Here is a 12154-nt window from a genome sequence, read left to right on the forward strand (position 1 = left end):
AAAACTATTTAAGCAAGAAAAACACATCACTATTCAACAATATTTTCTAAACTTAAAAATCGAAGCTGCTAAGCAATTACTAGATGAAAATAAGAAAGTAGAAGAAGTTTCCAATTTACTTGGATTTTCCACTTCTTCTAATTTTTCAAGGACATTTAAAAAAATAGTGGGAATTAGCCCACTAGAGTATAAGCAAAAGCTTAAGTCAATAGAGTAAGCAAAAAACAACTAAAATAATTATCAGTCCTCTTGTTAGAGTTAATAGTGCATCTTTTTTAATCTGAATTTGTAAATTTCGAGATGGGGTCTCAATATCCAATAGATTTGAAATATCTCCACACGAGATATTTCTGGTACTACTTGGTAATCCAATTGACTAGCCAGCAGTAACTCTATCTTATCAATCAAAAATCTAAAAGATGGAAAAAGAACTCTATAATCTCTGTAGCAGGTAAATCCACTATGGAGGCTATAGAGTTTTTTGAGTGTACAAAAAAGCACCATATAATTTCTTCTAATGAAAAATGTTAAACAACTCATTAGGAAAACTCCCCTTTATTGTACAGGATTTCAAGACCAAGAAAATCATCTCGATACTTGGTAATAGGCACCAAAGCACCATTTGTAGCCACTTTTTCAGACATTCTAAAGAAAAGGCTCGAAACAGCATGCAAATCGTCATGCTAGATAAATCTAAGCCTTATATTTTACTGATGGAAGTGCTGTTCTCTAAAACTAAGATGCTACTTAATCATTTTCATATCGTTCAACACATGAACCATGCACTACAGTTGACAATGTTCAAAAACTTTGAAACTCGCTTTGAACACGCCAAAAGAGAAGACGAACTTCGTCTCCTCTCGTGCCTAGCTATAAATCACCCACTACAGTTGATAATGAGGCAATAAAAGGCTATAAAAATTCAGTTCCGAAGACTTTGTCCTCAGTCTAAAGAAACTTATTCTATTGCCGTTTCATTTTTTCTACTCTGACATCGTTATCATTAGTTGATTCTGATACCTTTCTTTCGACATCAGGTTCGGTTTGAAGTTCAATTGATTGATCTTCTGATGGTGTACTATCATCTTGATTATCTGAAATGCTGTCAGCTGGAGATTCTGGTTTAAAGAGTGGGAAGTTTACTTGATTGATTGATTTCTTGTCTTCTTTCTTTTCGTCAGATTGTTTCTGATCTTCCTTAAATCTATCATCATTATCTTCATCTACCTTGATTTTCTTATCACGTTCAGCCTTGACTTCTTCAGCAACCTTCTTCGCCTGTGCTAATTCAGATTCAGACAGTTTCGTCAATGGAATATCACGCAAAGTTCCACCTTTTGCACGTGGAATGGTGTAAGAATCTGTCCAAATCATAGTTTGTGGATCACGAATATCTTCTGGATCAAAGATATAACCATCACTTGTGGCATAACGTCCTTCCTTGAGTGCTTGTTTTACTTCTTCAATGGTATGAATAATTTGCCAGTTTTTCATGCCTGCACGTTGTCCTTTAGGAGTTGATCCCGCAATATATTTAATTTGATTAGTATTAGAAGTTTTTTTGTTATCATGACCATGACCAGGATCGATCCAAGCATCGGGGCGCACTTCAGGATGCTGCATGAGATATTTAACCGTTGCAATTTCTTCCTTCTTCATATCTCTGTAAAAGGCAATATGTATATGATCAATATGAGGAATGATAAAACGATCTCCTAAATCAACCGTTGCATTTTCTGCATGCAGTGGAATGTCATCGAGATTGACATATAGCCCAGGTTCTAATTCACTTTCTTTTGGTGCAACAATATCGTATTTATAGTCCCCTTTTTTGAATTCAGCGAGTTTTAATTCTGCAAAGGCACGTTGTGTATTATCTAACTGTTTTTCATCATAGGTGTATTCTTTGCCATCTTTAAATAGAATAAAGAAGCCATCTTTCTTGTTGATGACGTTTTTTGCCTCAAAAGCTGGTTTTTGGGCAGTTTGTTCTACTTGTTCAACATTTTTGATAGTAACTTTTTCTTGATTTTCTGTTATCCAATCAGCAACTTGATCTAACTCATTCTGTTCAAGTTCACCAAATCCCATGTAATGGAAATGGTTACCGTGTCTAGCTGTCACACCTGAGTTATCAACAGAACTAATAGACTCCTTACTAAAGACATAACCATCACTCGTATCATAAGGTTTACCATCTAAACCTTTACCATAAGCTTTAATACGATGACCAAGGAAGTTATGATGAACTTCTTTATCAGAATGCGCTTGCTCTGCTGGTTTTGTTTTGTTAGTAGTATCATCTTGAGTTTCTCCCGCAAGGTAACGATCAGTCAAGGTAATTTCAAGAGCGGATAGTTGGCTTCTTGGAATAATATGATAATGATCACCATGAGGAATCACATAACCAAATTCATTAGCTTTTGTTACTTGAGTCGGTTCAAAAATAAGGCCATCTTCTTCAATATGACGGTATTTTTTGTCTAAACCATGTAATTGGTTCAATAGTTCCGTAAAAGATTTATCTTTAAAGACGTCACTTGAGTTTTCACTCATTGGCAAGTGGTTATTTAGTGTAGGAATTACTGGTTGAAGTCCTCCTCTTGCTGATATATAACCAGGATTAGGTGTGATTCCTGGATTTGGCACTGGTACAGAAGGACGATAGCCAGATGGTTTAGGGGAATTACCCTGTTTTTGACTCCAGTAAGCTTGTGCAGCGGCTAATTCACTTGGAGATAAATCTTTTTTAGGAATGTAGTGGAAATGGTTGCCATGAGGTACTAAGTAAGCATCTCCCATATCATCAATCACATCTGTTGGGCTAAAAACATAACCATCATCAGTAGTATATCGGCCTTCTTTTTTAGCTTGGCTAACAGCTGCCGCTTCTGACTTGCTTAGATGGGCAACCTTGGTCAATCCTTTTTCTTTAGCTTCTTTAGTTCCTTTGGCAACCTGCTCTGCAATTTCTTTTTTCGTCCGAATGTTTTTACGTTTGCTTCCTGGCTTGAGGTAAACGTAATACTTACCATCCACTTTAATCACATAACCATCTAAAATCTCATTCACAACATCAGATTGTTTGAAATGGTAATTCGGATCTGTCATCAACAATTCTTCGCTGATAATGGCATTGTAAGGAACTTTACCATTGTAGTAATGGTAGTGATCACCATGTGACGTCACGTACCCTTGGTCAGTGATTTTAACCACAATTTGCTCTGCCGAAATGCCTTCTTCCTGACTAATTTGGTCAGGTGTTTTATCTGCTGCTAATGAAGTTTTGTCAGATTTGTCTCGACCACTGTCTTTGACATAAGAAACGGCATTATTTTGTGCCTTCTCTGCTTGATATTTTCCGAGAGCATAACCGCAAGAACTACATAAAACAACCAAAGCTGCCGCTGTACCAATTATTTTTTTCTGTTTCATTGTATCCTCCTTTAACGTAATTCGTTATACAAAATGGTCAAATTTTCTTTGACATTTTCCAAATAGGATTTATTATTCTCTGGGTCCGATTCTAGAGGACTCAATAGTTTAAGTTTGACACCAGTTGTATGAGCGACTGTTTTTGCTAATTTTTGAGAGACATTTTTCTCCACAAAAATGGTTTTTACCTGATAAGTTTTGATAAAATCCCTAATTTCTGTCAACTGTCTAGGAGTTGGCTCTTGCTCCGGTGAAATTCCTGCAATGCCGATCTGTTTAATCTTATAACGTTTAGCGAGATAAGAAAAAGCTGTATGTTGAGTAACGAAGGTTCGTGACTTAACCTTTTTAAATTTAGCTTGAAAAGTATGATCAATGTTCTCAGCCTCTTCTCTAAAAGACTTAGCATTTTTTTCGTAAATCGACCGATGTTTTGGGTCTATAGCTGCCAATTGTTTCGCAATAATGTCTGCTTCATCTGCTGCTAGCAAAGAATCAGACCAAGTATGAGGATCATACAGTCTGGCAGGATCAACACCATCTGTCACAGGCATATCTTCCAAGCCTTCAACCTTATCTAGTGTCAAACCTTTTGAAGCTTCAACAATCTTAACTTTTGAATGATGTTTGCTCGCATCCAATTTCCCTGCCCAAGCTTCCAGTGTATGGGAATGGTAAACAAATAAATCTGCGTCATATATGGCTGCCACATCATTAGAAGAAGGTTCAAAAGAGTGAATACCCGCTCTGGATTGAATCATTTTGACATCATTCAGATCACCAGAAATGTATTTGGTCATGGCATAGATAGGATAAAAGCTAGTGACAATATGTAACCCATCTTTTGTTTGCTTAGGTTGCTTTTGACAGGCTGTCATAAAAGGGACTAATAAACAGTACAGCAAAGCAAAACCTAATGCAAGATATTTTCTTTTCACGATTGACTCCTTTCTAATTAAAAAATTCATTAAACCATTAAGTTTCAGGTAAAGAACCTTCAACTTAACTGGTTAAGTATACGACGCTTTCTAATTTTTGTCAATCCCTTTTGGTGAGAAGGAAACACTTTTCACCTTTTGGTTTACACAAGATATTTTAGACTATCATTATAGCAGACATACTTTATACAACAATCAAAATTGATTAAAGTAGATTGAACTCAACTCCAATAGTGGGAGAAAATAAAAAACTCTTATAAAACCAATTTCCTGAATTAAATATGGGATTAGTTTTTAAGTGATGTTGAATTTTAGTTTTATTAGAAATTTTTATGTTTTTTAATATTATTTGTTATATTATTTTTTGAGGGGATTTTCTCTTATTTAGGATATCAAAACTTTCAGACTTTAAAAATGACTGAAACCATTCAATACAGCTTTTATATGCTGTATTTTTTTGGAGATATTGAGGGATATTTTTTCTTTCAAGAAAGAACAAAAGCATATGATATATAGATGAACTATGTAATACTACTCCCTCCTCTAACTCTAGTGAATTCAAAATATCAAGGGCAAGTTTATTATCTTGTAAATCTGAAATGATGTAGACAATACTTAAACAGTTGTAGAGATCCATAATGAAGGACAAATAAAGCTTACACTTTCCAAATTTAAGATAGGTAATATCAGTTATTCACTTTTCTAATGATCTATCAACCTTGAAATTACTATCCAACTTTTTTCAATATCATAATAGGTTTTACTATCTGTACTGATTCCCCAAATTTAGACAAAAAAGAGCCAACAATTGGCAGTAGATACTAGTTTTTTCTTTATTTAATTCTTCATATAAAAAAATCTCCCTACATAAGGTATGCTGGTTTCAAGATACTTATTTATCATAGAAAAAAACGCTCCATTTGCCAATCATTTCATAAAATGTTTCTTGCTGAAACATCTTTAGTTAAGAATAATCATCAAATTTCAACTCCTGTTTATCATAAAATTACTCAAAAACTAATTACAAAAGAAGCAATGAGTTTTATCGCCCTACTTTTCATATGAGTATATCTCATCCGACCATTGTCAAAAAATACTATCATTCCAATGCTTTCGGATTTTGGAATTTTAGAAACTTTAAAACGCGTATTTGGATTGCTTTGAACATAAAAAAGAGAGTATCATTTTAATACTCTCCAGAACATAGTTTTTCAGGCTCTATTGATATTTTCTCCTTTTTATATAAATATATGTACTCTCAATAGCGCTCATCTTAAATACTTACTACCTTTTTTGTGATAATATACCATCTTGCATATGGTAAATCTTATCACAAAAATCTGTCATTCTATCATCATGAGTCACCATAATAATAGCCTTATTTTTCTCTTTACTTTCTTTAGCTAAAAGTTTAACAACGTCGTAAGCTTTTTTAGTATCTAAACTTGCTGTTGGTTCATCTGCTAAAATAAGAACAGGATCAGGATATAGCGCACGTGCAATTGCTACCCTCTGCCTTTCCCCTCCCGATAATTCTTGAGGCAACTTATTTTGAAGAGCTACTATTCCTAAGTCTTCAAAAAGAGCATTTGCCTTATCTGGTATATGATTACCTGCTAATTTATCAACTAATTCTAACTGTTGTTTCACTGTTAAAAATGGAATTAAGTTTGAAGCTTGAAGAATAAAACCAACTGACTCAAAACGTAAACGTGATCTTTCCTTCTCTGATAAATTAGTGTAATCTTTACCATCAATAGTTAATTGGCCAGATGTGGGCGTCTGTAATCCTCCAGCGATGGTCAGAAAAGTTGACTTTCCAGAACCGGATGGTCCAACAATAGCCACAAATTCACCAGATTTAATAGTAAAATTAGTAGCTTTCAACGCTTGAACTTCTTGACGACCATCCTTAAAAGATTTAGTTACTTCTTTAAATGTTAACACAGCCATGTAATTCTCCTATCCAATTGCTTTCAGGGGATCAATTCGCACGATACTTAAAACTGAAAAAAGCGTCCCCAATAAAGCAAAAAATACCATACTAAACATAATAGCTAAATAAAGCACCCAATTGCTTTGAAATGGTACATTTACCGGTAAAACCAGCGAAGTGAACCAAGTTCCTAATAATCCTATACCACTTCCTATCACAGTTAGAAGAAATGTTTGTGTCATTACCGCCATTGCAATCGTTTTATTAGCAATTCCTTGCGCTTTCATAATACCAAAAATCGGTGCTTTTTGAATAGTTAATACATACATGAAAATACCAATAATAATAGCTGAAATAATAATGAGAAATCCAATCATAAAACCAAAAGTTAAGAGCTGTGCATTGTAGCCAGGTAATTTTTTGATAAATTTATTAATTGATAGTTTTTTCAATTTATTTTTTGGATATTTCTCTATATCACCTTTGACAACAAAAGCATTCACCATTTCTTTTTCTTTCGGCAAGAATTCTCCGTATTTGACTTCTTGAAAAGCCTCATTACTCATATAAACAACGGGAGAAACATTAAATTTATTATTTTGAATATATCCCACAATAGTTAGAGCATTATCAGAAGTTAACGTATAAAACTTATCCCCAATATTAAATCCTCCAGATTCTGCAAGACTTTGATCTAAAACAACTTCTTTGTTATTCTTAAACAATCGACCTTCAATCACTTTAGGCCTAATAAAACTTGACGAATCAATTCCAAAAAGACTTACTTTAGCCTTATCACTTTCCTTTGGATTATTGACAGACCACGCCACTGTATTCATTTGAGCAAGTGATGCTACATTTTCTCCTTTTATTAATGTTTCTGTATCCTTTTCTATATTAGATAAACTTAACGTTGCATCTGAATCTTTCGCTAATAAAATACTATCTGCCTTCCAAATATCAACAGCTGATCGATTTTCTTGCATTAAACCAAAAGCTAGTCCCGATAAAAAAAACATCAGATAGGCTATCAAAAATAATAATCCTGAAATCAAACCATAACGAAGTTTAGCTCGTTTTATTTCATTAATTGCTAAAAACATATTAAAACTCCTCCTTACTATTTAGATTATCATAAATAAAAATAATATACCATAATCCTATTCCTTTATAACCATTTCAATAGTAAAGAGAGTCTTTTGATGTTGATTACACCATATTTTGTAAAACATATCTAAAATCTATAACCAATTCACAGACTATATCCACTAGTAGAAGCATCATCAAATTCACGGTACTTTCAACTACCAGACATCATGGGAGTACTTTTCGTTTCAAAGGGAGCTTGATCTTTATCTGTAATATATTGCAAGATATCCTTGTCGAGCTTTCCAAAAGATAATGAATCAAGCTCTTTTTCTATTAATATTTTTTGTTTTAGAAGTTTAATAAAAGCATTTTTAATAGGATTAGATATCATAAACTCTGAATACATAATATCATTTCTTGCTATCCCCTTGACTACATAAGTACTAACCCAATATATTTCATTAAGAATTTTGTTGATTTCATCTTCTGACAATTGCTTTGTTTCGTACAGAGAACTTCTTTCAAAATTATAATCAAGATATTTATTCTTTTTATCTAAAAGTACTTTTGAAAAAGCATCATCTAAATAATCCTCCAAGAATTCTGGTTTAATAAGTCTTAAATCAATCCTCGTCAGATCTTGAAACTGCATTAAGTAAGCAAAGCAATTGTATTCCGTCTTATTTCTAAACTCATTTGGTTTCTGCATTATAAGAATATCACCGAATTTTTTATGATAATTAGTGTCAGAAATAATATCTTCTATAAAATTAGTAACAAAAACAATATCATAATCTTGAAAATCATCTTTCGGTACATTTTGGGTTAGCCCGAGATCCATTCAATAGTACAGCTTCGATTCTCTTATCTCGATTTGCTATATTTAAAACCAAATTATATATTTCTTGCTCATCTCTCATAATGGCTACCTCCTACTTCACTTTATATTACCATGTTTTTTCTAATACCTTTATATTACCCTTGTATTTTTCTCTAAGCATGTAATCATAAACTTAAATTAGCATGGACATACCTTTACGACCTCCAAGGATTCAATTTTAAATTTTTCTTAACAACTGATTATGATTCCAAATATTTTCAACCGTTTAATGTTAGTATGTCATCAGTTATCATCACTCTTTTTATGATAGTTAAGATTTTTAAACTATCATCTTTTGAAAAACATTTCATCTTGACTATTTCTGTTAATAAATCAGCTCCATGAGCAAAGGCATGTATCCATCCAAGCTCCTCGTCAAAGCCTCTAAAATCAGGTTCATCTATAAGCCAGGAGAATGCCTGATTCATAATTTTTATCTGATCTTCTTCAGATATCCAACTTTTATTATTTGAGTCCTCCAATAATAAAGCTAGTAATAGAGCAGTAAAAGATCTGTTTAACACAGTATTACTGTTGGGTACTCCTAATCCTTGTAAAAGAAATTTATCCCTTAAAACTCTCTGAAGGACATTTAATTTCTGGCTTTGCATCAGTTTATGTTCTATTACTAATTTAACCCAAGACCCATATACTATTTCATCTCGAACTCTTGGGTTCCAATCTCCTATATGATGTAATCAAAAAGATAAAACATCCTCATCAATTGGATAATTATTTTCTATCTTTTTGATTACATCACTTGCTTCCATGTTTCTCCTTGCATGACTTTATATTTTATATTTTCCAAAGTGTAACATTAGAGTTTTCGTTTTCACTTTAAAATGATTATAGTAACTTTAATTTTTTACTTGAATACTCACTTTTATATCAGAAATTTTTAGTACTTATTCTTTGACTTTAGAAATATAGCGAAGGCCTACCTTGTAACCTCTATTAGGAAAAAATTGAGGCATACCATAAATATACGATAGAACTAAAATTACCAGAGAATATAGAAAATATAAAAGTATAAAAATCTAAAATACTTCTGCTTAATTTATAATTTCCTTGGGTTTTACAGCTCGTGTAATATAGTATATTCCAGAAATTAAAAAGTAAAACATAGGTAATATTCTTAATAAGGCAAATGGTGTTTCAAATAAGAATGCTAACCAAAATATTTTCCCTTGCATTTCCCATAGACCTTGCGTCAGATACCAACTTTTTGGATCAAATATGGTGATAGAAGTTGTTCTTATCAAGAGAAAGAAATAAAATAAAGAGAAAAACGCATGCTCACAAGTATATTTATAATAACTCATAGCCATCGCTGATTTTGATTCTTGATCAGAAAAAATCTCTGAACTGGTTTCAGGCTTTATTTTTTGAAAATAATGCAGCCCTCCCCAACGACTACCGCTAATATGCTTCCATCCACTGTCCTCAAATAAAGTGATATAGTTAGCATAGTCATCTTTCGATATGTATTTTTTAAAATCCATTTTTATTGACATCTTGTCTTTTTCTTTATCTCTCTTAAAATAATAGAAGGCTGGAAGAAATGAGTTAATGCCTGTAAAAGTATAGCCACTTTTTTGAACCTTATCGATCCATTCTTCCTCTTTTTCTGTGGATTTAAAAAATAATTTAAACTTTATCATAACTATCTCCCCCAAAACCCAACTGATTAGCAGTATTAAGTAACTTTGCCTTAGCACAATGGATGGCACAAAACAAACATTCTCTGGTGTATGGTGGAGGAAAAGTTGGCTTAATGGGAGTCATGTCTGATACTGTGATTGCAAATGGTGGCTATACTACTGGTGTTATTCCGACATTTTTAAGAGATCGTGAAATTGCACATGAAAATTTATCAGAGCTTATCATAGTAAATAATATGTCTGAACGTAAGGCAAAAATGATGCTACTTGGAGATGCCTTTATCGCTTTACCTGGTGGACCTGGTACCCTTGAAGAAATTTCCGAAGTTATCTCTTGGTCTCGCATCGGTCAAAATGATAATCCTTGCATTTTATATAATGTAAATGGCTACTTTAATGATTTAAAAAATATGTTTGATCATATGGTTAGTGAGGGTTTTCTTAGTCTAGAAGATAGAGAAAATGTCCTCTTCTCAGATGATATTGCTGAAATCGAAGATTTTATAACGAATTATAAAGTCCCTAGCACGCGCCAATACTAGATTGATAAAAAAAGGAAGTTTCTAATTGAAATTTCCTTCTTTTTTCGAAGCGATTACCCTTGGTTCATTTTTCTTTCAGCTGGTCAAGCCCATCCTCCCAATATCCAAACTCATCCTTTCTGCTCGAGAACTTATAAATTTTTAGGTAATCTTTAGAGAAGCCAAAACCATAGTCTTGTCTATGTATTTTATCTTATTAGAAGTATCCAAGTGCTCGTCCCTATTGACTAATGACTTAGAAACCTATACATTATACATTATAATATTTCTTTGTCGTTACCGTTATTAATAAGGAGGTAATCAATTGAATCAAGAAAAAAAGAGACTTAACCTAATCGGGCTGATACTTTTAGCTCAGGCTATTGTTTTAAGTTTGGCGACTACACTATTTGCTGAAATCTTACAAAATGATGTCTGGATAGGTATAGCAAGTACTTTAATCGCCTTACTCATTCCTTGTTTTTTTATGGGTTTTAAAAATTTAAAAAAACATCTAACGGCAACCCATCATACAATCACTTTCACCACTATTTTATTCTTGTTAAGCATTATATATACTACTAATAATATAGTCTCCACAATATGGGATGCTGTGCTAAATCATCTCAATATTATGGAATCGGAAAGTCAAAATTATGATGCCACATTCAGTATACTTATGATTAGTTATTCTGTTGTTGTAGGTCCTTTTTTTTGAAGAAGTTTTATACCGAGGAATAGTATTGAATTTATTATCCAAGTATGGTAAATGGTTTGCCATTATCACTTCTGGCATCCTATTTGGTTTAATGCACCAAGACATTTCTCAGCTATTGACTACATCTATTGCGGGTATCATAATGGGTTTTATCGCTTACCATTATTCCTTTAAGGTAGCCCTACTCCTTCATATCTGCAATAACTTTATCGTAGAAATTTTCACCCAGCTATCAACAGTAAACGAGTTATACGGGACTTATTTTGAAAATATATTGCTAATTTTAGCAATCTTATTTATATTATATTACCTTTTTACGCATAGGAATACTGCTCACCATCGTATCAGTTTGCACTTTAATGTTCGAGAGGCTGACTCAATAAACTCTAAACAACATACAAAATTATTACTTACTAGTTGGCCTTTTATTCTCCTTGTCATTTACGACATTGTCCTAACAACTATTAATTAAGACCAAGCTACAAGACACAAAAAGTATGGTTTTGAAAAGGATAATCATCCTCCTTTTCAAAACACATACTTTTCTTTATGTTTACTAAAAGGTCATTAATAGTGAGATAATGTCAATTTTTTTATTATCAAATATGGTAGACTACACAGGACATATTTACACTTCTAGATTTCCTCTCCACGCTTCTGTGCCACCATCTACATTGATTACTTTGTAGCCTTTCAACTCGAGAAATTGGCATGCTCTAATAGATCTTCCCCCTCGTTGACAAACAAGATAATATTCCTTATTTTTATCTAACTGTTCAAACTTATGACTGAGTTGACTCAAAGGAAGATTTATCGCACCTGGAATATGCCCTCCACGATACTCATGCTCTTCACGAACGTCTATCAAATGGATATTATTATGCTGGGCAATCAATGTTTCTAATGCTACAACAGTTATCTTTTTAGTCATAATCTTTATTTCCTTTGATACTTGGCAAATTTAGTCAAATGACTA

9 protein-coding genes and 3 pseudogenes are annotated in these 12154 nt (G+C 32.9%); 4 read left to right on the forward strand and 8 right to left on the reverse strand.

Going from position 1 to position 12154, the window contains the following annotated elements:
* Together HMPREF9171_RS1000000113185 and HMPREF9171_RS1000000114250 are read left to right on the forward strand one after the other, a co-directional pair.
* A partial coding sequence (locus tag HMPREF9171_RS1000000113185) for a helix-turn-helix domain-containing protein (protein ID WP_079255220.1) occupies positions 1-217 on the forward strand: 217 nt, incomplete at its 5' end.
* Between the two features lie 307 nt (positions 218-524).
* On the forward strand, positions 525-908 hold the full coding sequence (locus HMPREF9171_RS1000000114250) for a transposase (RefSeq protein WP_001871892.1): 384 nt from the start codon (positions 525-527) through the stop codon (positions 906-908).
* A gap of 55 nt (positions 909-963) precedes the next feature.
* Here HMPREF9171_RS1000000114250 and HMPREF9171_RS112255 read toward each other — a convergent pair whose 3' ends face one another.
* From HMPREF9171_RS112255 to HMPREF9171_RS112225, 7 genes and pseudogenes are all read right to left on the reverse strand, one after another.
* Positions 964-3435, reverse strand: a complete 2472-nt coding sequence (locus tag HMPREF9171_RS112255; RefSeq protein ID WP_000810581.1) for a pneumococcal-type histidine triad protein — start codon at positions 3433-3435, stop codon at positions 964-966.
* An 11-nt stretch (positions 3436-3446) separates the two neighbouring features.
* Positions 3447-4313, reverse strand: a complete 867-nt coding sequence (locus tag HMPREF9171_RS112250; protein ID WP_248671257.1) for a metal ABC transporter solute-binding protein, Zn/Mn family — start codon at positions 4311-4313, stop codon at positions 3447-3449.
* Positions 4314-5657: 1344 nt separating this feature from the next.
* Positions 5658-6326 carry an ABC transporter ATP-binding protein gene (locus HMPREF9171_RS112240; protein ID WP_000279881.1) on the reverse strand — a complete coding sequence of 223 codons (669 nt, stop codon included), beginning with the start codon at positions 6324-6326 and terminating at the stop codon, positions 5658-5660.
* Positions 6327-6335: 9 nt separating this feature from the next.
* Complete coding sequence (locus HMPREF9171_RS112235) at positions 6336-7412, reverse strand: ABC transporter permease (RefSeq protein ID WP_000477691.1); 1077 nt, start codon at positions 7410-7412, stop codon at positions 6336-6338.
* A gap of 242 nt (positions 7413-7654) precedes the next feature.
* Positions 7655-8318 (reverse strand): annotated as a pseudogene (locus HMPREF9171_RS09625) (aminoglycoside 6-adenylyltransferase); the annotation flags it as partial.
* Positions 8319-8496: 178 nt separating this feature from the next.
* Positions 8497-8889 carry a DUF2785 domain-containing protein gene (locus HMPREF9171_RS112230; protein WP_001191784.1) on the reverse strand — a complete coding sequence of 131 codons (393 nt, stop codon included), beginning with the start codon at positions 8887-8889 and terminating at the stop codon, positions 8497-8499.
* A gap of 441 nt (positions 8890-9330) precedes the next feature.
* Positions 9331-9939, reverse strand: coding sequence for a DUF2812 domain-containing protein (locus tag HMPREF9171_RS112225; protein ID WP_000589237.1), 609 nt, complete (start codon positions 9937-9939; stop codon positions 9331-9333).
* Positions 9940-9986: 47 nt separating this feature from the next.
* Here HMPREF9171_RS112225 and HMPREF9171_RS112220 point away from each other — a divergent pair.
* Positions 9987-10481, forward strand: a pseudogene (locus tag HMPREF9171_RS112220) (LOG family protein); the annotation flags it as partial.
* Positions 10482-10785: 304 nt separating this feature from the next.
* Positions 10786-11650 (forward strand): annotated as a pseudogene (locus HMPREF9171_RS01000000112880) (CPBP family intramembrane glutamic endopeptidase).
* A 156-nt stretch (positions 11651-11806) separates the two neighbouring features.
* On the opposite strand, the gene HMPREF9171_RS112215 reads toward HMPREF9171_RS01000000112880, so the two are convergent.
* Positions 11807-12109: a rhodanese-like domain-containing protein gene (locus HMPREF9171_RS112215; protein WP_000162433.1), complete on the reverse strand. Its 303-nt coding sequence runs from the start codon at positions 12107-12109 to the stop codon at positions 11807-11809.
* Positions 12110-12154 lie beyond the last annotated feature (45 nt).

The sequence above is a fragment of the Streptococcus agalactiae ATCC 13813 genome, assembly GCF_000186445.1.
GTDB classification, from domain to species: Bacteria; Bacillota; Bacilli; order Lactobacillales; family Streptococcaceae; genus Streptococcus; species Streptococcus agalactiae.

Coding starts and splice junctions, on each gene's coding strand:
- HMPREF9171_RS1000000114250 (WP_001871892.1), top strand. CDS start 525: ATGTTAAACAACTCATTAGGAAAACTCCCCTTTATTGTACAGGATTTC.
- HMPREF9171_RS112255 (WP_000810581.1), bottom strand. CDS start 3,435: ATGAAACAGAAAAAAATAATTGGTACAGCGGCAGCTTTGGTTGTTTTA.
- HMPREF9171_RS112250 (WP_248671257.1), bottom strand. CDS start 4,313: ATGACAGCCTGTCAAAAGCAACCTAAGCAAACAAAAGATGGGTTACAT.
- HMPREF9171_RS112240 (WP_000279881.1), bottom strand. CDS start 6,326: ATGGCTGTGTTAACATTTAAAGAAGTAACTAAATCTTTTAAGGATGGT.
- HMPREF9171_RS112235 (WP_000477691.1), bottom strand. CDS start 7,412: ATGTTTTTAGCAATTAATGAAATAAAACGAGCTAAACTTCGTTATGGT.
- HMPREF9171_RS112230 (WP_001191784.1), bottom strand. CDS start 8,889: ATGCAAAGCCAGAAATTAAATGTCCTTCAGAGAGTTTTAAGGGATAAA.
- HMPREF9171_RS112225 (WP_000589237.1), bottom strand. CDS start 9,939: ATGATAAAGTTTAAATTATTTTTTAAATCCACAGAAAAAGAGGAAGAA.
- HMPREF9171_RS112215 (WP_000162433.1), bottom strand. CDS start 12,109: ATGACTAAAAAGATAACTGTTGTAGCATTAGAAACATTGATTGCCCAG.